Here is a 20,009-nt window from a genome sequence, read left to right as displayed (position 1 = left end):
GTGACAGATTAACTCGTCGCGCCGACGGTGATCAGCGCGACTTCACAGTTGTGTCAGTGTACCGGCAAACGTAAGATACCGGGGCCAGTCGTTACTCCTCGGCTAGCTCGGCTTCGAGTGCCTCGACCTGCCGTTCGAGTTCGGCAATGCGCTTCTCGTAGCCGCGTTTGCCGTCGAGATAGTTGTAGACGAATATCATGCCGGCGGCCGGCAGTCCGACGGACACCGCTAGTACCATGACCGCGACGATGAGTTCCGTTGCGCCCGGTACTCCCGGGATGGAGAGGAGGGGCATAGCAATAATTTTTCGGTCACCTACTTAGAAATTTGTATCCGAGTGGTCAGACTCTCGCTTCCCCGACCGCCTCCGCCAGCAGTTCGGTGACGCCGACGATTTCGAGGTCGTCCTCGTAGCCGCCGGTCTTGCGCCCGTCCTCGTACATCGTCATGCACATCGGGCAGGCGACGACGAACTTCTCGACGGCCGCGCCCGCGTCGGTGTCTTCGAGTGCTTCCCGCAGGCGTTCCTCGCTGGGTTTGGTTTCCTCTTCTAAGTCCATCCAGAGGCCGCCGCCGCCACCGCCACAACAGAAGGAGTCGTCCCTGTTGCGCGGCATCTCGTGGAGGTCGGCCCCGGTCGCGCGGATGAGGTCCCGCGGCGCTTCGAACTCGCCGTTGTACCGCCCGAGGTGACAGGGGTCGTGGTAGGTGACGGTGTAGTCAAGCTCTGACCCGGAGAGGCCGAGCGCGCCCGAGTCGGCGAGATCGGCGACGACCTGCGTGTAGTGGAACACGTCGTCTTCGCCCCACTCGCAGGCCTCGAACTCGGGGTATTCGTTCATGAACGTGTTGTAGGCGTGGGGGTCCGTCGTGACGATGGACTCGAACTCACAGTCCAGCATCGCCGCGGCGTTGTCCTCGACGAGCATCTCGTAGAGGCCCTCCTCGCCGACGCGGCGGACGTCGTTGCCGTCGGTCTGCTCGGCCTCGTAGAGAATGCCGTAATCAACGTCGGCGGCCTCGAACACGCGGGCCAGCGCGCGCGCTATCTTCCGGTTGCGCTCGTCGTAGCTCGGGTAGTCGCCGACGTACCAGAGGTACTCGACCGGTTCGTCGCGGGCGTCCGGCACCTCGAAGTCGAGGTCTTCGGTCCAGTCCGGCCGGGCGCGCTCGGGGTCGCCGAAGGTGTTGCCGTGCTGGAACACGTTCATCATCGCGTCCTGGACGTGCTCGTCCATCTCGCCGGCCTCGGTGAGCCGGCGGTTCATCTCGGTGAACTGCGTGACGTGTTCGATGTCGACCGGGCAGGCGTCCATACAAGCCATACAGGACATGCACGACTCCATCGTGTGAGCGTCGATAACTGAGGTGCCGCCGTCGGCGATGATGGGCACGTCCTCGCCGCCGGCGTCGCGCTCCTCGCGGTAGCGTTTCAGGTCCAGAATGACGTTGCGCGGGTCCAGAGGCCGTCCGGCGGCCTTCGCCGGACAAACTGCGGAGCAGCGCCCGCACTTGGTACAGGCGTCGTGGTCGAGTAACTGCTTCCAGGAGAAGTCGTCGATGTCGCTGGGGCCGATCTCCTCGGGGCTGGCGTCGCTCGGCACGCCCGGCAGTCGCACGCCGGCGTTCTCGTCGCGGGCGACGAGGTTCGCAAACGAGGAGAGCATGTGGAACGGCTTCGCGTAGGGGATCCAGGCGACGAACCACAGCGCGACGAGCGAGTGGCTCCACCAGACGAAGGGGTACGCGCCCGCTGCCAGTTCCGGTGTCATCCCGGCCATCACGAGCACTTCTTTGACCGACCAGCCGACGAAACTCACCGTCTCGAAGGAGACGTCACGCACCGTCGAAGTGCCGAGAATCCGAATACCCTCGGTGAGATACCCGCCGACGCCCAGCACGAACAGCGCGCCGAGAAACAGATCGTCCTCGCGGGAGGTATGCCGGTCGTGGAGACGATCCAGTTTACGGCCGTAGCGCCGCCACAGCGCCACGCCGACGCCAACGACGAACAGCAGCCCCATCGCATCCATCACGAACGAATAGGAGAGGTAGAACCGGCCGACGAAGAAGGATTCACCGGTCAACGGTCGGTAGAGATCGATATCGATACCCAGAATCGTCGTTCCGATGAGCAGCGTCAGAAAGCCCCAGACGACGAACGCGTGCATCACGCCAGCGATGGTGTCTCGGTCCAACTGTTTCCGGTTCGACAGGGCCAACTGTGCCGCCGCAACCGTCCGCTGTGGCAGGTCGTCCAGTCGCTCGAAGGGGTCCTCACTCCCCCTTGCATAGCGGGTGATGCGGTCGTACACGCCGTAGAGAAAGACGATGACGGCGAGCGCTGCGAGATAGTAGAACAGCGCTTTCCCCACGTCACCGATGCGCCAGAACGTCGGGCGCGTGGTCGTCTGGAGTATAGATGGCATACGGTAACACGTGTTTCGTGCCCGCTTAAATCTTGCCACGCCCCCGCGCCGTCCTGCGAGAATTGCGGAACTGTTGAAAGTTTTTCGCCGTTACGTTGTCCATCCGACAGATATATCACTCCCGAGACGTAGTTTAGTGTTCGATGGACGAGAAGACCGAAGAACTCCGTGACATCTTCATGGACGTCTCCGACGAAGGGGCTGTGACGGAGTCTCAGGAGGCGTCGAGAGGGTCCCTGGCCGATACTGACGAGGCCGGTGTCGCGGACCGGCTCGGTGATGTCATCGCGCGGATGCGCGAGCGATACGAGTTCCGGACCGACCTCGCCGACGACGCCCTGGTGACAGTGGTCCGACTGTTCTACGAGGGGAGCGACGACGCGACTATCGCGTCCGAAATCGGCGCGGACGAGCCCGACGTGGTCGAGGCGCGACTGGACCTACATCTCCTCCGCGACGAGGACACAGAGGCACCGTTCGACCTGGCCGCATTCCGCCGCCGCGTCGCCGACGACGATCCGTCCGTCGCCGAACTCGCCGACGAGTTCGACATCGACGAGTCCTGGACCGACCACTACCGTCGCGTCGTCGCCGCACAGGACGCCGCCCGCCGGGTCTCCCACCGGTTCCAGAGCGAGTTCGAGGACGTGCTCACTGACGCCGGGCTGTCGACACAGCACGCCGCCGCACTCCGCGAAGACGGTCTCGACGAAGCCACCGAAGACATCGACGCGCTGGATTCCGGCGCTGACGTGTCGATGTGACTGGCAGAGACGTTTTCTTCTCTTGGCCGTCAGCCGCCTCTCTGACTCGCTGCAGCTACAACTGCAAAATAAACAGTACCGCTCCACCTCGCCGAACGTTCTTGTAGGGGAACGGGCCCATCCGGGGCTATGCCGACCCATACGTTCAGGGAACTGGAAACGGCAGCCTACTGCCCGCGGAAGCTCTACTACCGTCGCCGCGACGGGGCGAGCGAGATTCCGGACGAGATCGAGTCGGTTCGCCGACTCGCCCGTGATTACGAACGGCTGCTGACCGATGATGCCGCGCTGCTGGCCGCCCCCATCGAAGTGGGGCCGGACGAGTACCGCGACCGCCTCAGAGAGCTTCGGAACCGGCTCGCCGACTGGGACGCGCTGATCGCCCCGACGGCGACCGACGCGTATCTCGAAGGGAAAGACGCTCGGGGTATCGCACACAAGATCGTCGCCGGGCAGGAGGGACCGGTCCCGTCGCTCGTTTTCGCCGGTCGGCCGCCGGAGCAGGGCGTCTGGGAGCCCCAGACCGTGCGCCTGGTCGCCGCTGCGAAGGCGCTCGCCTGGGAGCGCGAGCGAGAGATCGATATCGCCTACGCCGAGTATCCGGCGTATGGCGTCATCCGGCGCATCGACGTGAACGCGCGGCGGGCCGGCGTCTACCGTCGCGCGGTCAGAACCGCCGACAGTATCGACGGGCCGCCGGGCCGGGTGCGCAACGACGCCAAGTGCAAGCCCTGCGAATTCAGCGGCGACTGCGGGGTACAAACGCGGTCGCTACGGTCGATGTTACAGTGAATCGGCAGGGCTTGAAACGGTGACCCGCCAGTCAGTCCCGGGCTGCCAGCCACGACTCGACGGCGTCGGCGCGTGCGCCGCGACGGTGTATCGTCCCGCTCTCGACGTCGACGACCGTCGAGCCGGTCCCGCCCTCGGTCTCGCCGGCGTCGAGGACCACCGCGGCGCGCTCGCGGATGGCGTCGAGGTCCTCGACGGAGCGGGCGCTCGGGTTTCCGGAGATGTTGGCGCTGGTGGCCGTTAGCGGCCCAGTCTCGCCGAGCAGTTCCAGCGCCAGGTCGTGGTCGGGGATGCGAACCCCGACGCGGTCCCGACCGGCGACCAGTACGTCCGGCACCGCGTCCCGGCGCTCGACGACGACGGTGACCGGGCCGGGGAGGAACTCGCGCATGAACGCCAGTTCGCGCTCGTTCACGCGCGTGTACTCGCGAGCGGTCTCGACATCGGGAACGGCCATCGACACCGGTTTGTCGCGCTCGCGGCCTTTCGCCTCGAACACGCGCTCGACGGCAGCAGCATCGAGCGCGTCCGCACCGAGGCCGTACACCGTCTCCGTGGGATAGACGACTAGCTCTCCGTTGCGGACCGCTGCCGCGGCGTCGTCGACTGTCGCCATCGTCAGAGCTGGGCTTCGACTTCGTCGTAGTCCGGGAAGTCGGGCCACTCCTGTGCGACCCACGCGTATTCGATAGTGCGGTCGCTATCGAGGACGAACACCGACGGGCGCGGCTCCTCGATGCCGGCCATCCCGTCGAGGTCCATGTCGATGCCGTACTCCCCCGCGACGCCGTTTGCCGGGTCCGAGAACAGCCGGTAGTCCCCCTCGATCTCCCGCTCTTCGAGCAACTGCTTGTGCTCGTAGGGCGTCGAGATGGAGACGCCGACGACGGTGGCCCGTTCGTGCCACGCGCGGTCGCGGATCTCGTTCCAGATGTAGGTCGCCGGGAACGCGCCGTCCATCGCGTGGAACACGAGGACGACCCGGTCGCTATCGGCACACAGCGACGCGAGCGACTCGTCTTCCCAGAACTCGTCGTTGACGAGCGGGCGCGTGAAATCCGGCGCGGTGTCGCCTTCTTCGGGGTGGTCGACCGGGTCGAGGTCGACGACGTCGAAATCGAGGTCCATCAGGCCGCACCTCCCGCGGTCTCCTCGCCCTCGCCGTATGTCCGCTCCAGATACGCGACGATGTTCGCGCTCTCGGACATCGTGACGCCGGTGTTCTCGTCGACGATCGCCGGGACGGTTCGCTTGCCGGACAGTCGCTTGACCACGTCCCGGTCGGAGTGCATCGGCTCGACGAACCGCGACTGGTAGTCGAGGTCGTACTCGTCCAGCGTTCGGACGACGCGCTCACAGAACGGACACGCCTGCAGCCGGTACAGCGTGATGTCGGACTCGCTCATACTCTGCGCGGCGATACGCGCGAAAGCCGGGTAAGGGCTTCGCTGGCGCCCCCGCCATGACAAGTCTTAATCCCCGCCCATTACAACTTCGACCGTTGATGGCCCTGGATCCACCTGCGCCGTTTGAGCTGTCTACAGCGACGTTGCAGGCTATCGAATACGCCGGCGTCACGATACCCGAAAGCGTGGTGCTGGTCGGTGGTACCGCCACTATCGTCTTCCTCATCGTCCTCTCGGCGTTCTTCTCGTCCTCGGAGATCGCCATGTTCTCCCTGCCCGCTCACCGGACAGAGGCCCTCGTCGAGGACGGCGTTCCGGGCGCGAAAACGCTAAAACAGCTCAAGGAAGACCCCCATCGCCTGCTCGTGACGATTCTCGTCGGCAACAACCTCGTCAACATCGCGATGTCCTCCATCGCGACGGGGCTGCTGGCGCTCTATCTCTCCCAGGGACAGGCCGTCGCCGTCGCGACGTTCGGTATCACCGCCATCGTGCTCCTGTTCGGCGAGAGTGCGCCCAAGAGCTACGCGGTCGAGAACACCGAGTCGTGGGCGCTGCGCATCTCCAAGCCGCTCAAGGTCGCCGAGAAGGTGCTGCTCCCGCTCATCCTCCTCTTTGACTATCTCACCCGCGTCGTCAACAAGATCACCGGCGGCCGCTCGGCCATCGAGACCTCCTACGTCACCCGCGAGGAGATACAGGACATCATCGAGACGGGCGAGCGCGAGGGCGTCCTCGACGAGGACGAACGCGAGATGCTCCAGCGCACCCTCCGGTTTAACGACACCATCGCCAAGGAAGTGATGACCCCGCGGCTGGATATGACCGCCGTCGCCAAGGACGCCTCCGCCGAGGAGGCCCTGGAGACGTGCATCCAGAGCGGCCACGCCCGTATCCCCGTCTACGAGGGGAGCCTGGACAACGTCATCGGCGTCATCCACATCCGCGACCTCGTGCGGGACCTCAACTACGGCGAGGCGCTGGCAAAGGACATGCACTTGGAGGACCTCATCGAACCGACCCTGCACGTCCCCGAGTCGAAGAACGTCGACGACCTGCTGACCGAGATGCGGGCCGAGCGCCTCCACATGGTCATCGTCATCGACGAGTTCGGGACCACCGAGGGGCTGGTGACGATGGAGGACCTGACCGAGGAGATCGTCGGCGAGATACTCGAAGGCGAGGAAGAAGAGCCGATCGAGTACGTCGGCGACGACACGGTGACGGTCAAAGGCGAGGTCAACATCGAGGAGGTCAACGAGGCGCTGGATCTGGACCTGCCCGAAGGCGAGGAGTTCGAGACCATCGCCGGCTTCATCTTCAACCGAGCGGGCCGGCTGGTCGAGGAGGGCGAGACGATCACCTACGACGGCGTCGAGATCCGCGTCGAGCAGGTCGAGAACACCCGCATCATGAAGGCTCGCGTCGTCCGTCTCGAAGACGACGAGGCGGAGTCGATCGACGCCGAAGAGGCCACGGACTGAGACCGCTCGGTAGCAGTCGTTTTACATCGGCCGCCGCCGACAGCGATGGTATGGGCTATCACCACCTCACAGTCGACGAGATCGAACCGACGCCGGACCGACCCAGCGTCCAGCGGTCGATAAGTGATGCAGCCGATCTGGAAAACGCCGCTGTGAACGTCTACGAGGTCGCTCCCGGCGAGGACATTCCGCTCGCGTATCACTACCACGACGACCAGGAGGAACTGTTCTACGTCCTCTCGGGGACGCTGGCCGTCGAGACGCCCGAAAAGACATACGAGGTCGGCGAAGACGAGGCGTTCGTCGTCGAACCGGACAGCCCCCAGCGGGCGCACAACCCCGAGTCGGCGACCGAATCAGTACGGACGCTCGTCGTCGGCGCGCCCGCGGTGGACGACGTACATCCCTACGACCCCGAATAAGCCGAGCGTCGCGACCGCTCCACTGGACCGCTACTGCAGCGTGATGGCGTATGTCAGCGCGAACAGCAGTATCGCGCCGGTCGCGACGTTGATCGCCGTGAGCTCCGCCGCGCCGATGACGCTCAGCCCCCAGACGATAGTGGCTGCAAACGCCGTCGACAGCACGACGTTCATCGCGATGAGTACCCGCGGATCGCCCTGTGACCCGGTCGCCCCCTCCTCGAACCCGTTTGCGTCGCTCATGCCCACGAACACGGGCGGGACGCCCCTTATCTCTTTGGCAGTACACACCGCCGAACCCTGGCAAATGTGGCGGAATCGCGAAACTAAACATCGCTGCGGTCCAACACTGGCGTATGGACGTTCGGAACCGCGACGGTGACCCGGTCGATCCGGTCCCCTTCCTCGTCTGCACCGCGATGGCGGTGCTGCTGCTGTTCTCCGTAGGCCCGCTGTACGGCCTCGCCTACGGGCTGCCGGTGTGGGCCGGCCTGACCGTTGCGACAGCCGGCACCGTCGCTGTCGCCGCCGTCGCGTACCACCGGCTTGTCTGGACTGCCCCGCCGCCCTGGGTACAGATAGCCCCGGAGCTTCGCTTTCAGCGCCTCGTCTATATCGGTATCGGGTTCGCTGTTGTTCTCGTTGCCGTCTCCGCCCCGCTTGCCCTGTGATTTACTACCCCGGTGTGTCTGTGGACTGGTATGCGCGAGGTCGAACGCTCTCGGTTCGTGATGGCGCGGCCGCCGGCTGTCCACCGCACGCTCTCGCCGGAGGCGGTCGTCGCGGCGGAGGGGACGTTTACCGTAACGGCCGTCGAAGAGACTGACACGGGCACACTCGTCACTGCGACCGGCCCGGGGATGTCGGTGCCGCTACGCTTCGAGTCGCGGGACGACGGGCTCCGGTACACCGCCGAGGGGGATGTCGGTCCGTTCGACCACTTAGAGACGCAGGTCACCGTCACGCCGGAGGAAAACGGCTCGCGGATCACGATGCGGTCGACCGTCTCACTGAACCTGCCGCTCCCCTTCGCCGACCGCATCGCCGCCTGGAAACGCGGCAACGAGCTAGAGCGGGCCATCGAGGAACTGGCGGCGGAGGTGCCCGGGGCCTGAGGTGGCGGGGAGAGCCACCGAACGGTCCGCCCGTCGCTGGTCGTGAGACGGCTGTACACAACCACGATACGTTTAGTAGACGCGACATAAACATACAATCATGAGCATCCTCGACAGCGTCAGGGAGGCACTCACGTCACAGTCGGAGACGAAGTCCCGCCCCGACGACGGCTCGAAGGGGGCGTACTGGTGTGACGACTGCGGCGTCCGCATCAGGGACGTCGAACTGGACGGCGAGCCGATGTGTCCGGATTGTGGCGAGGAGATGCGCTTCGAGCGTGCGGCCGGTCGGGACTGTGCCTGTTAGGGGCTCCGAACCACCGTCTCCGCGCCCTGTTCCGCCGGGAACGGCCCCGTGAGCGACTCGCCGTCGTTCCATTCTGTATCCGTCACCAGCGCGTCGTCCAGCGCCGTCCGAAGGGCCGCTTCGTCGTAGTCGGTCCCGATGAACACCAGCTCCGTCCGGCGGTCGCCGTGCTCGTCGTGCCAGTCGAGTTCCGGCCGGTTCGAACGGTACATCTCCCGCTCGACTTCCGGGAGGCTCGCGATCCAGGGCCCCTGTGCCTCGGCCCGTATCGAGGGGCCAGCCTGGCCGAGGACGACGCGGTACTCGTTGCCTGCCAGCCAGACGGTGCCCTTCGACCGGACGACACTCGCCGGGAGGTCCTGAAGCACGTTGGCCAGACGCTCTGGGTGGAACGGCCGGCGGCGGCGGTAGGTGAAGGAGGTGACGCCGTAGACGTCCTCGGGATGGTGGTGGCCGTCGTGTCCGTTGCTGCTGTCGCCCGCATGGCTCTCGTCATCGTGGGCATCGCCATCGTGGTCGTGACTGCCTTCGCTGTGGCTGTGTCCGGCCTCGGCCAGGGCTCGCTTCCAGCCCGGCAGGTCGTTGATCTCGTTCTGGTCGAACAGGTCGCGGTCGAACAGCTGGTCGGGGTCGACCTGCGAGAAGGTCGTTCGGATGGTCTCGGCGTCGGGCTGTAGCGCCCGCACCAGCTCTTCTGCCTCGTCGAGTTCCGCGTCGGAACAGAGGTCAGCCTTGTTCAGGAGGACGACGTTCGAGAGCTCGACCTGTTCGACCATGAGGTCAGAGAGCGGGCGGTCGGCGTCGTCGGCCGCTGTGCCGTCGCCATCCCCATCGGCGTTCGCTTCCCCAGCATCGCGACGCTCCGGCGTCTCGCCGGCGAATGCGTCGAGGAACAGTCGGGTATCCAGCACCGTCACGAGCGTATCGACGCGATAGAGCGCGGCTACGCGCGACTCGGTGGTAAACAGCCGCGCGACGGGGGCCGGCTCGGAGATGCCGGAAGACTCGACGACCAGCGCGTCGAAATCCCGGTCGTTCGCCAGCCGGACGACCGCCGTTTCGAGGTCGTCCTGCAGCTCACAGCAGATACAGCCGTTCGACAGCTCCGCCACGCCGTCGTCGACATCCAGTTCGGATCCCTCGGCGATCAGTTCCGCGTCGACGTTGACCGTCCCCATGTCGTTGACGAGGACGGCGATGTCGCGGTCGCCGGCCTCGGTCAGCAGGTGGTTCAACAGCGTCGTCTTCCCGGCCCCGAGGCTCCCGGAGAGAATCGTGACGGGAATGGTGTCGCGCATACCCCCTGTTGTGGGCCGGCTCCCTTCAAATCGCGCCTCGTTTCCGGTAGCTGAACACGACCGCCGTCCTGCCACGGCGCGTGGGCGGCGGCGACGGGTAACTGCGACAGCTTTTACTCCGTGCCTCTCGCACACACGACCCACGATGGAACTGGCCGACCGAATCGAGCGCTTTCGCCGGACGTTACGGGAGTGGGCCCGCGGACTGTACCACGGCATGATAACGCATCCGGCCTACGAGAAAATCGAGAAGGAGGCCGAGGACATCGAGGACGCGTTCATGCTGGCCTGTTTCCCCGACGCCTTCGGCATCCCGTCGCCGGTGTCATACTACACCGCCGAACTGCTGCCCTATCTCGAAGACACCTTCGAGGCCTGGGAGCGGCGGCTGTGGGACCGTGGGTCGTACATCGAACGCAAGGGCCAGCAGTACCACTTCTGATGGAGCCGTTCGTCTTCTTCGGCGGCAAGGGCGGGGTCGGCAAGACCACCGTCTCCTGTGCCTACGGCGTCAAGTCCGCGCGGGCGGGCCTGGAGACGCTCGTCGTCTCGACGGACCCGGCCCACTCCGTCACGGACGTGTTCGACCAGCCCTTCAGCGACGACCCAGAATCCGTCGAGGGCATCGACGGGCTCGACGCGATGGAGATCGACCCCGAAACCGAGGCCCAGCGCCACCTCGACGGCATCCGCAACGACCTCTCCGAGCAGGTGTCGGCAGCGATGGTCAACGAGATCAACCAGCAGCTAGAGATGGCCCACCAGACGCCGGGGGCCTATGAGTCGGCCCTGTTCGACCGTTTCGTCGACGTGATGCGCAACGCCGACCCGTACGACCGGGTGGTCTTCGACACGTCGCCGACCGGCAGCACGCTTCGCCTGCTCGGTCTGCCGGAGTTCCTCGAAGGGTGGATCGACCGGCTGATGCACAAACGCGAGAAGAGCATCGACCTCTTCGAGAAGGCCGCCATCGGCAACAACGAACCCCGGCGCGTGATGGACGGCGACCCGGTGCTCGCGCGCCTGCAGGACCGCAAGGAGTTCTTCGAGTTCGCCGGCGGCGCGCTCCAGTCCGACGCCGCCTTCTTCCTCGTGCTCAACCCCGACCAGCTCTCGGTCAACGAGACGCGGCGCGCCATCGACGAGATGCGAGAACGCGACCTCTCGGTTCGTGGCCTCGTCGCGAACAAGCTCACGCCCGAACCGGAGCCCCACGAAGACGGCCGCGGGGCCCGGTATCTCCGGGACCGGGTCGCCACTGAAAACGAGCGACTACAGGAGGTCCGCGAGACGCTCGACCCGCCGCTGGTCGCGGAAATCACGACCCGCACGGCGGAGGTGAAAGGCGACCTGCTCGGAGATGTCGCCGCCGAGCTCGCTGTCGAGACCGACGCCGAGGCACCGACGTTCGTCTGAGACGGATCGTGGTAGCGGTATGTATCGGCTCCGGGGCCGGCACTGTCCGGAACTAATCTATAACGATCCGTATGAACCACCGGGTCGCCGCTCATGTACGCCGCGCGCACGACCGATAAGTAATCAGATATAGGATTTTTATTTGACACCCGATACGGTCATCCGAGGTGGTTTTGACGGACTTGGGACGTGTAAGAAATATATAATAACTATTAATAGCCTCATCTTAGTTAATATTCATGCACATCCATGACTCAAGTAATCTGGATCGTACTGGCTGTACTGGTGACGTTCAGCGTGGGGTATCTGGGGTATTCGAAGTACCTCGCGCGGTTCCTCGAACTCGACGATGAAAACGAGACACCGGCACACAAGTACGAAGACGGGCAGGAGTACGTACCGTCGAAGAAACCGGTGTTGTTGGGTCACCACTACTCCAGTATCGCGGGTGGGGCACCGATTGTGGGACCGATCACCGCGGGGGCGGTGTGGGGCTGGGTCCCCGCTTTGCTGTGGATCGCCATCGGCAACCCGCTGATGGGCAGCGTCCACGACTTCGTCTCGCTGTCTGGCTCGCTCAGACACGAGGGGAAGTCCATCGGCTACATCATCGGCGAGTATATCGGGGAGGGGGGCAAGAACATGCTCCTGTGGTTCGCGTTCCTGACGATCATCCTCGTCGTCGCGGTGTTCGCGCTGGTGGTCGCCATCGTGTTCGACGCGTTCCCGCAGGTGACGACCGCGAGCTTCGTCTACATCGCACTCGCCCTGCTGTTGGGGGTGTACCTCTACCAGCTGAACGGGCCGTTCCTTCCGGGGACCGTCGTGTTCGTCACTCTGGTGTTCGCTGGTGTGTACGCGGGCATCCAGTACCCGTTCGCGCTGTTCCCGGCCGTCGGCGACGCGAGCTACCCCGCAGGCACGCTCGTTCTCGCGGACGTCCTGAACCTGGGCAGCGGCCAGTGGATTCCCGGGTCCTCCGCGACGGCGATGAACCCCAACCGTGCGGCGTGGGTGCCGATAATTATGGTGTACGCGGGCATCGCGAGCGCGCTCCCGGTGTGGGTGCTGCTCCAGCCGCGTGACTACCTGTCGTCGTTCCTGCTGTACGCCGGCGTCGGCGGCGCGCTGCTGGCTGTCATCGTGGGTACGATATTCGGCACGGCTGCCACCGAGAGCGGCTCGCTGGTCATCGCGGATTCGATGGGTGCCTTCAACGGCTTCTGGGGCGTCGAGGGCGCGGGCCTCGCACCGCTGTTCCCGCTGCTTTTCATCACCATCGCCTGTGGGACGATCAGTGGCTTCCACTCGCTGGTGTCCTCCGGGACGACGGCCAAGCAGTTGAACAAGGAGACCGACGCCCGCCTCATCGGATACGGCGGGATGCTCGGTGAAGGGTTGCTGGCCGCCGTTGCGCTGTCGACGCTCGCCGTGGCCGGCTTCGCCGACCCCGCCGGTGGTATCGGTGCTGCGCTCCCGAACTTCGCGACGGGTGGCGGCATCATCTTCACCAGCCTCGGTATCCCCGAGACGTTCGGCGCGCCGTTCATGGCGCTCGTGCTGGTGAGCTTCCTGCTGACCTCCACGGACACGGCCGTCCGACTCGGCCGGTACATGATGGAGGAAATCGTCGGCCTCCAGGCCGGGCAGACTGCGTCCGGCTTCGACGTCGGCGGCGGCCTCCGCTCGACGCTCGGCGAGATCGGACGTGGCCGCTACACGAACCCGCTCGTGCAGGCCATCCCGGCCTACCTGATGGTCATCTCCGGCGAGTGGCTCACGCTGTGGGCCCTCTTCGGCGGCGCGAACCAGCTGCTCGCGGCGCTGGCGCTGCTGACGGCGACCGTCTGGCTCGCCAACTGGGACGACAGCAAACAGCTGTACTCCACGGGCGTGCCCATGGCTATCATGACGACTATCACCATTCTGGGACTCTCCTGGTTGGCGTTCTACAGCAACCTCTACCAGAACCTCATCCAGGGCGGTGCCGAGGGCACTGCGGCGATTGCCTCCTCAACCGTCCAGATGGTGCTGGCGCTGGTCCTCATCGGTCTGGCGCTGGCGCTGGTCAAGAAAGGCTACGACAACATCAGTACGGTCCGTGACCGCGGTCGCGCCGGCGCTGTCGAGCCTGGCGACGACTGACACGCGACTCTTCCTCCGTTTTTTCAAGCGTCGACAGCGGCAGCTACGCGTCCCGCGTGACCGCCTCGAACGGCGGCGCGGTGTCGCCCGGATCGGTCGCTATCGCCGTCACCGAATCGTCGCCGGCACGGACGCGAACACGAGCGAGGGCCTGCTCGCTGCCGCCCAGCGTCGCCCTTGCTGCCATCTGTGTCGTTTCGGTTCCGAGGAGGATTGCCGACCCGTCATCAGACCACTCCGAGACGGAGTCGACATCGGCGTCGGTCGCAAGCGCGACGACGCGGGCGTCGTCGACCGCTGTCAGCGGATCACGGACGACCTCGGGCTGGTCGACGACCTGGACGGCCGGGGCGGTCAGGAGCCCGAACCGCGCCCCGCTCGGCGACTCGTACACGCGCTGGAACACCGTCGCGATCACGTCCTGACGCGACGTCAGCTCCACGTCGCCGGAGAAGTCGACCGTCACCGTCGTCTCGATGGTGGGGGTACTCTCGGCCACGAGCGAGTACTCGCTTGACCCGGGAAGCACCGCGGGCGCGGTCGCACTGGCCTCGATAGGCTCGCGCTCTTCCGGCAGGACGCTACAGCCGGCCAGCGCGGCCGTGCAAGCGACGACGAAACTGCGCCGGCTCGACGAGGTCATTTCCAGAACCGCTTGGCGAGCCGCGAGAGGACGCCCTCGCTCGGCGTCGTCACGTCCTCCCAGAGAACGAACGCCTCGACCACGTCGGCGGCCTCCCCGGCGACGGCCTCCTGCTCGTCCGGAACGACGACGCCCAGATTGACCTCGTAATGACCGTAGTAGCCGTACTTCAACAGCGTGCGCTCGCGCTGGCCCTCGACGAACGACCGGACCTCGTCGGGTAGTTCGTCGGCGACCAGGATGAAGGTGAAGTCCGTCCGGTAGTGCTCCTCGTTCGGCGTGACCCGTTTATCGGCCAGGTCGTGGCCGATATCGACAAGCCGTTTTAGTTCGCCGACCGTCGGCCGGTCGACGCGGCGGGCGTAGAGGTACTCCTCGGACTCGTGGTCGCCATAGGACAGCGCCGGATGGAAGAACTGTTTCTGATTGAGGACCCGCATCTCGCCGTAGAGATCCCAGCGCTCGCCCCGGAACCGGTGGTCCCGCTCCAGCGTGTAGTTGTACATCAGCCGGTCGCTCACCCGGTCGAAGTAGGGGTCGTCGTCCCAGTGTGGGACCTCTTCGACGATCTCGTCGGGGAGCTCCGATTTCGGGACTGCCCCGGTCACGGGGTCCTCCCAGTCGTCCGCGCCGTAGTTCGGCGGTTCCTCGGCCGGCCCGGACTCGGATTCCTCGCTCATCGTGTCGAGTCGCGTCGGCGTTCAGTCCGCATCGATCCCATGCCGCGGTAGCTCATACCATGCCGATGCCGTGTCGGAGTCTTAAGCGCGTCGGTCAGGAGACGGTCGTTCGCGGGCCGTACACGACCGCCGCGGCAGGTTTTTGATGCTGGCCCCAGTATTACACTAACAATCATGTCGAAAGACACCGAGGCCTGTGGCCGCTGCTCGATGACCGTCGTCGTCGACGCCGTCGATGAGACGGACGGCGAGCAGATCCGTGACCCGTTCGGCGACGACCGCATCGAAGTCGATCAGCGCGACATCGAGCGCGTCTCGCCAGAGGCCTGGATGGGGCGGCTCTCGACCCGGGTCAACGAAGCCGTCAGTCGCTACGTCTGGGGTCGCTAACCGGGTCAGAGCACCGCATCGATTATCCAGAAGAGCCCGTAGCTCAGCGCGAACGCCAGCGCGAGCGAGCCGACCCAGGCGAGCACCGTCTTGCCCATCTTCTCCCGACTGACCTCGCCGCCGCCGGCGGCCGCGCCGGAGCCGACGATAGCCGAGACGATGATTTCGTTGAACGACACCGGAATGCCGAAGAAGACGGCCGCCTGCGCGATGATGAAGCTCGGAATCAACGCGCCGATAGACCGCCGCGGCCCGAGCGAAGAGTAGTCCTGTGCCAGCGCCTTTATCATCCGCGGCGCGCCCGTCCAGGAGCCGATGAGGAGGCCGAGGCCACCGAACAACAGGACCCCGGTAATGGGAATGGCTGCCGTCGGCCCTTCCCCGAGTAGCGGGACCAGCGGCCCCAGCGCCAGGCCGACCTGACTCCCGCCGGCGGAGAAGGCCACGAGCCCGCCCATCACCAGCAGGAAGTGCCTTTGCCCGGCGGCCGCGTCCGCTCTGATGTCCAGGTACAACAGTCCCGCTGCGAGTGCCCCGATAAGGAGCGTCACGACGACCATCGACGGGAGTATCGGCGTCCCGGCCGCCCGCGCGACGGCGCGGGCCACCGACACTTGCTCGCTGCCCGGTGCGAGGAGGACGAACTCGATGTTCGCCAGAATCACGCCGACCAGCCCGCCCAGCAGCGGCACGAGCCGTTCCTCGGTCGTGGCCTCGTGTCGGAGCGACCACGCCGTTCCGAAAGCGATGCCGCCGCCGACGAAGGGCGTCAGCACCCACAGCGAGACGATCTCTATGTATTTCGCCGTCGCCGGCTGGCCGCCCATCGCCAGCCCGACGCCGACGACCGCACCGGTGACGGTAAACGCGGTCGCGATGGGATAGCCAGTGAAGATGCCGACGGCCACCAGCACCGCCGCGGTGATGAGGGCGACAATCGCGGCGATGGCCGAGAGGCCACCACCGCTCGGGAAGAGGACGAGTTCGCTTCCAACGGCCTCCGTGACGTTGGCCCCCTGCAGGACCGCGCCGGCCAGCCCGAGGATGCCGACGAAGAACCCGGCCCGCATCACCGAGATCGCGTTCGCACCGACGGCCGGCGCGAACGGCGTGGACCCGGACGACCCGGCACCGATGGCCCAGGCCATGAACAGACTCGCGGCTGACGCGACAACAAGCGTCGCAATCGTACTCGTCGCGACCATCTGTCACGGCGTTTGCCCCGCCCTGCAATGAGCCTACCGTTCGCGCGCCCGTTGCGAGGAGGACTGCTAACATCCGACGTGGGTCACGGCCAAACGTTCACGTGTCAGTGTATCGTTCAGTTCCGTATGTCCGCCACTGAAGGGACTGTCCGCGTCTGGCTGGTCGAACGGACCTACTCCGACGACGAACAGAACCTTATCATCCTCACGTACGCGACTCCCGACGGCGACCAGTACTTCCGCAAGGAGCGCGCCCTGACCTCGTTCTCCGATGTGCGGGAGACGACGGCCGCCGTCGACGCGGACCCGGACAACCTCGGTGCTGTCGACGACCCGGACCTGCAGGCACAATACGCGGCCGAAGCGACGCGGATGGCCGAGAAACACGACCCCGACGACGCTATCTAACCGTCACACGCTCGCGCTCAGTTCGTCTTCCCGTCAATGATGCTGGAAGCCGATGCCGCTCGCACTACGGCGAGCTTAGTTCGTCTTCGCCTCTCGGACACAAAACCGATGCCGGCGGCACGGAGGCCGCCTTAGTTTGTTTTTGCGTCGACGATACTGGAAGCCGATGCCGCTCGCACTACGGCGAGCTTAGTTCGTCTTCGCATCGGTCTCCTCGCCCGGCTCTGTCGCATCCACGCCCTCTGCGGCCTCGACAGCCTCGGTGACTTTCTCGGTATCGACGTGCCAGCGGTCGACGGCCTGCTCGAAGTCGGCGAGTTTGTTCGAGACCCGCATCTTCAGGTCGTCGTCGTTGACGTTGACCTCGAAGACGTACTCCGGGCGGTCGTCGTCGCCGACGCGGCGGAGGTTCGCGCTGATGAGGTCGTTGTCGAAGTAGTAGGGCGCGATCTGTGTCATCACGTTGCGGTAAACGGTGTCCTCGACTTTCCGCAGGGCCTTCCGGCTGGCGGAGTCGGCCGCGCGGGCCACGTAGTCGACGGACTCGCTCCAGCGCTCCATCGCCTCGTCGGGCTCGTCGAGGTTCTCGTAGGACTCGCTGAGCTTCTCGCCTGCGGTCTGGAGGTCCTCGTCCGGCCCTTTGCCGGCCTGTTCCCCCTTCCCCTCGGCGACGCTCGCCTGGTCCGCGGTTTTCTCGTTGACGTCCTCGTCCAGTCGCTCGTGGCTTTTCGGTCGCCACTCGTCGAACTCGCTGAGGGCGTCCTCGTCGACATCCTCGCCCGAAGCGATGTCTTTCAGCGCCTGCGTGATGCGCTCGCCGTGCTCGACGATGTCGACCCAGCCGCCTTGCGTCTTGAATCCTGAAACGCTCTCTTCGATGTCTGCCATGGTATAATAGATCAGTCTACGACAGCCGCGGGACCTGCTGTGGTGGGCTGTCCATCTGTACACGCCGCATTGCTGCTCAGTGGGGTTAAACGTTTCCGCTGTGATGACATACTCGGTACCCTACCAATATCGCACCAACGCACTCGCCGTGAGACGACCGCTGTGTGGTGACACCGTACAGCGATCCCTATTCCCGATCCACGCTTCGCTCACCACCGAACGGCCGTTTATAAGGATTGCGCTCGAACAGTCCCACGATGGCATCCGCACTATTCGTCGTAAGCGAACACGGCTACTGGGGCGAAGAATGTATCGAGCCGCTGACGACACTCACCGACGCCGGCCTGGATATCACGGTAGCGACACCGACCGGCGACCCGCCGGTGCTTGACGAGCGCTCCGTCGACCCCGACGAGGTCGGCGAAGACCTCTCGGAGCACGTTCGGGAGGTCCACGAGAACGACGAGCGCCTGAACGACCCGATTCCGCTGGCCGAGGCCGACGCCGAGGACTACGACACCGTCGTGTTCCCCGGCGGTCACGGCGCGGAGTGGGACATCACGCAGGACACCCACGCCCGCGAACTGCTGCGCGAGAGCGTCGCCGGCGACGACGGTACGGCCCTCGTCGTCTGTCACACCGTCGGGATTCTAGCGTTCACCAGAGACGCTGACGGCGAGTTCCTCGTCGACGGCCGCTCGGTCACCGGCTTCCCGAACGCCTGGGAGGAGGGCATCGTCGACGAGAACGACCTGCTCCCCGACGGCCGGAAGCTCCCGTACTGGGTGGAAGACGAAGTGAAGGCCGCCGGTGCGAACTGGGACGCGGAACTCGACGCCGACACGAGCGTCACGGTCGACGGCGACCTCATCACGGCTCGTGGCCCGCCGTCGTCGGCTGCAGCCGCCCGGACGCTCCTCGATGAACTCGGTATCGAAACGCCCGCGTAACCGGCTCTGTCACGGCGGTCGTCACAAAGACATAACCTGAACTGAATTTCTCGAAAAGTAGTACGTTTCGCTCGGGCGTCTTGTCCGATCCGTCTGCCGTCCAGTGAAATACCCTGTCACACGCTATCGCACAATATAGTCAAATAGCGACTGTATACTAGCTAACATTCTTGAAGACCCCGTGCAACGTAGACATACGTATGACTAACAACTCCACACGTAGGCGGTTCCTCAAGACAACAGGCGTTGCAGGCGTCGCGGCGCTCGCCGGCTGTGGCGGCGACGGCGGTGACGGTGAGAGCGGCGACGGCGGCGACGGCGAGATGACCGAAGGCGACGGCGGCGACGGCGAGATGACCGAAGGTGAGATGACCGAAGGCGACGGCGGCGACACGGAAACCCGCCTCTCGTGGCACGCCGGCGGCACCGGTGGGACCTACTTCCCGCTCTCGAACGAATTCAAGACCGTTGTAGAGGCCAACACGGACTTCACGCTGAACGTCCAGTCGACCGGTGCGAGCGTCGAGAACGTCGGCAGCCTCGCCAGCGGCGACGCCGACTTCGCGCTCATCCAGAACGATATCGCCTCGTTCGCGAAAAACGGCACCGGCATCGATGCGTTCCAGGACAACGCCGTCGAGAACCTCCAGGGCGTTGCGACACTGTACCCGGAGACCATCACGCTCGTCACCCTCGCGGACACGGGGATCACGCAGCTCTCCGACCTCGAAGGCGCGACCATCAACACCGGCGACCTCGGTAGCGGGACCCAGGTCAACGCGCTCCAGATCCTGGAGTCGGTCGGCATCTCTGACTTCTCCGAACAGAACGCCTCGTTCTCACAGGCCGCCGACCAGCTCCGAAACGGCGACATCGACGCCGCGTTCGTCGTCGGCGGCTGGCCGGTCGGTGCCATCGAGGACCTCGCGAACACCAACGACCTCGTCATCGTTCCTATCTCCGGCGACAACCGCGAAGCGGCAAAGGACGACGCGTCCTGGTTCGCCGACGACACCATCCCCGGCGGCACCTACACCGGTGTCGAGGAAGACGTCGAAACAGTCGCCGTCCAGGCGATGATCGCGACGAACGCCGAACAGCCCGAATCGACGGTCGAAGGCGTCACTGCGGCCATCTTCGACAACGTCGACGACCTCTCGATCAAAACGGACTTCATCAGCGCGGACTCCGCGCAGGACGGCATGTCCATCGAACTCCACCCCGGCGCAGCGGCCTACTTCGACGCGTAACGCCGCCGACTGACGCC

The 20,009-nt window shown here is 65.3% G+C and carries 25 protein-coding genes; 14 read left to right on the top strand and 11 right to left on the bottom strand.

Annotated features, from left to right (window positions below):
- Nucleotides 1-91: 91 nt before the first annotated feature.
- Both ACY9XZ_RS07025 and ACY9XZ_RS07020 read right to left on the bottom strand, forming a co-directional pair.
- Nucleotides 92-295: a hypothetical protein gene (locus ACY9XZ_RS07025; protein ID WP_463456338.1), complete on the bottom strand. Its 204-nt coding sequence runs from the start codon at nt 293-295 to the stop codon at nt 92-94.
- A 46-nt stretch (nt 296-341) separates the two neighbouring features.
- Complete coding sequence (locus ACY9XZ_RS07020) at nt 342-2,429, bottom strand: (Fe-S)-binding protein (RefSeq protein WP_463456337.1); 2,088 nt, start codon at nt 2,427-2,429, stop codon at nt 342-344.
- Nucleotides 2,430-2,572: 143 nt separating this feature from the next.
- Between ACY9XZ_RS07020 and ACY9XZ_RS07015 the strand changes: the two genes are divergently transcribed.
- Together ACY9XZ_RS07015 and ACY9XZ_RS07010 are read left to right on the top strand one after the other, a co-directional pair.
- The gene (locus tag ACY9XZ_RS07015) at nt 2,573-3,193 is read left to right on the top strand and encodes a conditioned medium-induced protein 4 (protein WP_463456336.1); all 621 of its coding nucleotides are present in this window, start codon (nt 2,573-2,575) and stop codon (nt 3,191-3,193) included.
- 129 nt (nt 3,194-3,322) lie between these two features.
- A complete protein-coding gene (locus ACY9XZ_RS07010; protein WP_463456335.1) occupies nt 3,323-3,985 on the top strand; it encodes a CRISPR-associated protein Cas4 in 663 nt (220 codons plus the stop codon).
- 31 nt (nt 3,986-4,016) lie between these two features.
- On the opposite strand, the gene ACY9XZ_RS07005 is transcribed toward ACY9XZ_RS07010, so the two are convergent.
- Genes ACY9XZ_RS07005 through ACY9XZ_RS06995 form a run of 3 tightly spaced genes read right to left on the bottom strand, consistent with a single transcriptional unit; the run spans nt 4,017 to nt 5,391 of the window.
- Nucleotides 4,017-4,601 (bottom strand): L-threonylcarbamoyladenylate synthase, encoded by a 585-nt coding sequence (locus tag ACY9XZ_RS07005; RefSeq protein ID WP_463456334.1) that lies wholly within the window; start codon nt 4,599-4,601, stop codon nt 4,017-4,019.
- 2 nt (nt 4,602-4,603) lie between these two features.
- The gene (locus ACY9XZ_RS07000; protein ID WP_463456333.1) at nt 4,604-5,113 is read right to left on the bottom strand and encodes a redoxin domain-containing protein; all 510 of its coding nucleotides are present in this window, start codon (nt 5,111-5,113) and stop codon (nt 4,604-4,606) included.
- Entirely contained in the window at nt 5,113-5,391 is a 279-nt protein-coding gene (locus ACY9XZ_RS06995) for a glutathione S-transferase N-terminal domain-containing protein (protein ID WP_463456332.1), read from the bottom strand. Before ACY9XZ_RS06995 ends, ACY9XZ_RS07000 begins: the two co-directional genes overlap by 1 nt.
- Before the next feature lie 98 nt (nt 5,392-5,489).
- Here ACY9XZ_RS06995 and ACY9XZ_RS06990 point away from each other — a divergent pair, with 98 nt between their 5' ends.
- The gene (locus tag ACY9XZ_RS06990) at nt 5,490-6,875 is read left to right on the top strand and encodes a hemolysin family protein (protein WP_463456331.1); all 1,386 of its coding nucleotides are present in this window, start codon (nt 5,490-5,492) and stop codon (nt 6,873-6,875) included.
- A gap of 50 nt (nt 6,876-6,925) precedes the next feature.
- Nucleotides 6,926-7,297: a cupin domain-containing protein gene (locus tag ACY9XZ_RS06985; RefSeq protein WP_463456330.1), complete on the top strand. Its 372-nt coding sequence runs from the start codon at nt 6,926-6,928 to the stop codon at nt 7,295-7,297.
- Nucleotides 7,298-7,327: 30 nt separating this feature from the next.
- Here ACY9XZ_RS06985 and ACY9XZ_RS06980 read toward each other — a convergent pair whose 3' ends face one another.
- On the bottom strand, nt 7,328-7,540 hold the full coding sequence (locus ACY9XZ_RS06980; protein WP_463456329.1) for a hypothetical protein: 213 nt from the start codon (nt 7,538-7,540) through the stop codon (nt 7,328-7,330).
- Nucleotides 7,541-7,653: 113 nt separating this feature from the next.
- Between ACY9XZ_RS06980 and ACY9XZ_RS06975 the strand changes: the two genes are divergently transcribed.
- From ACY9XZ_RS06975 to ACY9XZ_RS06965, 3 genes are all read left to right on the top strand, one after another.
- Entirely contained in the window at nt 7,654-7,968 is a 315-nt protein-coding gene (locus ACY9XZ_RS06975) for a hypothetical protein (protein WP_463456328.1), read from the top strand.
- A 30-nt stretch (nt 7,969-7,998) separates the two neighbouring features.
- A complete protein-coding gene (locus ACY9XZ_RS06970; RefSeq protein ID WP_463456327.1) occupies nt 7,999-8,412 on the top strand; it encodes an SRPBCC family protein in 414 nt (137 codons plus the stop codon).
- A gap of 100 nt (nt 8,413-8,512) precedes the next feature.
- Complete coding sequence (locus tag ACY9XZ_RS06965) at nt 8,513-8,719, top strand: hypothetical protein (protein WP_463456326.1); 207 nt, start codon at nt 8,513-8,515, stop codon at nt 8,717-8,719.
- On the opposite strand, the gene ACY9XZ_RS06960 is transcribed toward ACY9XZ_RS06965, so the two are convergent.
- Complete coding sequence (locus ACY9XZ_RS06960) at nt 8,716-10,017, bottom strand: CobW family GTP-binding protein (protein ID WP_463456325.1); 1,302 nt, start codon at nt 10,015-10,017, stop codon at nt 8,716-8,718. The genes ACY9XZ_RS06965 and ACY9XZ_RS06960 overlap by 4 nt on opposite strands.
- 145 nt (nt 10,018-10,162) lie before the next feature.
- Between ACY9XZ_RS06960 and ACY9XZ_RS06955 the strand changes: the two genes are divergently transcribed.
- The 3 genes from ACY9XZ_RS06955 to ACY9XZ_RS06945 all read left to right on the top strand — a co-directional run bounded on the left by ACY9XZ_RS06955 (nt 10,163) and on the right by ACY9XZ_RS06945 (nt 13,578).
- On the top strand, nt 10,163-10,459 hold the full coding sequence (locus ACY9XZ_RS06955; RefSeq protein ID WP_004959670.1) for a hypothetical protein: 297 nt from the start codon (nt 10,163-10,165) through the stop codon (nt 10,457-10,459).
- Nucleotides 10,459-11,433 (top strand): ArsA family ATPase, encoded by a 975-nt coding sequence (locus ACY9XZ_RS06950; RefSeq protein WP_463456324.1) that lies wholly within the window; start codon nt 10,459-10,461, stop codon nt 11,431-11,433. The genes ACY9XZ_RS06955 and ACY9XZ_RS06950 overlap by 1 nt, the downstream gene beginning before the upstream one ends.
- A 249-nt stretch (nt 11,434-11,682) precedes the next feature.
- Nucleotides 11,683-13,578: a carbon starvation CstA family protein gene (locus tag ACY9XZ_RS06945; protein ID WP_463456323.1), complete on the top strand. Its 1,896-nt coding sequence runs from the start codon at nt 11,683-11,685 to the stop codon at nt 13,576-13,578.
- A gap of 43 nt (nt 13,579-13,621) precedes the next feature.
- On the opposite strand, the gene ACY9XZ_RS06940 is transcribed toward ACY9XZ_RS06945, so the two are convergent.
- Both ACY9XZ_RS06940 and ACY9XZ_RS06935 read right to left on the bottom strand, forming a co-directional pair.
- Nucleotides 13,622-14,221, bottom strand: coding sequence for a DUF6517 family protein (locus tag ACY9XZ_RS06940; protein ID WP_463456322.1), 600 nt, complete (start codon nt 14,219-14,221; stop codon nt 13,622-13,624).
- Entirely contained in the window at nt 14,218-14,901 is a 684-nt protein-coding gene (locus ACY9XZ_RS06935; RefSeq protein ID WP_463456321.1) for a hypothetical protein, read from the bottom strand. Before ACY9XZ_RS06935 ends, ACY9XZ_RS06940 begins: the two co-directional genes overlap by 4 nt.
- Before the next feature lie 174 nt (nt 14,902-15,075).
- Here ACY9XZ_RS06935 and ACY9XZ_RS06930 point away from each other — a divergent pair, with 174 nt between their 5' ends.
- Nucleotides 15,076-15,291, top strand: coding sequence for a hypothetical protein (locus ACY9XZ_RS06930; RefSeq protein ID WP_463456320.1), 216 nt, complete (start codon nt 15,076-15,078; stop codon nt 15,289-15,291).
- Between the two features lie 5 nt (nt 15,292-15,296).
- On the opposite strand, the gene ACY9XZ_RS06925 is transcribed toward ACY9XZ_RS06930, so the two are convergent.
- Nucleotides 15,297-16,496 carry an anion permease gene (locus ACY9XZ_RS06925; RefSeq protein ID WP_463456319.1) on the bottom strand — a complete coding sequence of 400 codons (1,200 nt, stop codon included), beginning with the start codon at nt 16,494-16,496 and terminating at the stop codon, nt 15,297-15,299.
- 126 nt (nt 16,497-16,622) lie between these two features.
- Here ACY9XZ_RS06925 and ACY9XZ_RS06920 point away from each other — a divergent pair, with 126 nt between their 5' ends.
- Nucleotides 16,623-16,904: a hypothetical protein gene (locus tag ACY9XZ_RS06920; RefSeq protein WP_463456318.1), complete on the top strand. Its 282-nt coding sequence runs from the start codon at nt 16,623-16,625 to the stop codon at nt 16,902-16,904.
- A 189-nt stretch (nt 16,905-17,093) separates the two neighbouring features.
- On the opposite strand, the gene ACY9XZ_RS06915 is transcribed toward ACY9XZ_RS06920, so the two are convergent.
- Nucleotides 17,094-17,792 carry a DUF5828 family protein gene (locus ACY9XZ_RS06915; RefSeq protein ID WP_463456317.1) on the bottom strand — a complete coding sequence of 233 codons (699 nt, stop codon included), beginning with the start codon at nt 17,790-17,792 and terminating at the stop codon, nt 17,094-17,096.
- Between the two features lie 257 nt (nt 17,793-18,049).
- Between ACY9XZ_RS06915 and ACY9XZ_RS06910 the strand changes: the two genes are divergently transcribed.
- Nucleotides 18,050-18,742, top strand: coding sequence for a type 1 glutamine amidotransferase domain-containing protein (locus tag ACY9XZ_RS06910; protein WP_463456316.1), 693 nt, complete (start codon nt 18,050-18,052; stop codon nt 18,740-18,742).
- Between the two features lie 200 nt (nt 18,743-18,942).
- On the top strand, nt 18,943-19,992 hold the full coding sequence (locus ACY9XZ_RS06905) for a TAXI family TRAP transporter solute-binding subunit (RefSeq protein WP_463456315.1): 1,050 nt from the start codon (nt 18,943-18,945) through the stop codon (nt 19,990-19,992).
- Nucleotides 19,993-20,009 lie beyond the last annotated feature (17 nt).

It is taken from the genome of Haloarcula sp. HT12 (assembly GCF_055271655.1).
This window is presented reverse-complemented; position numbering and strand designations above follow the sequence as displayed.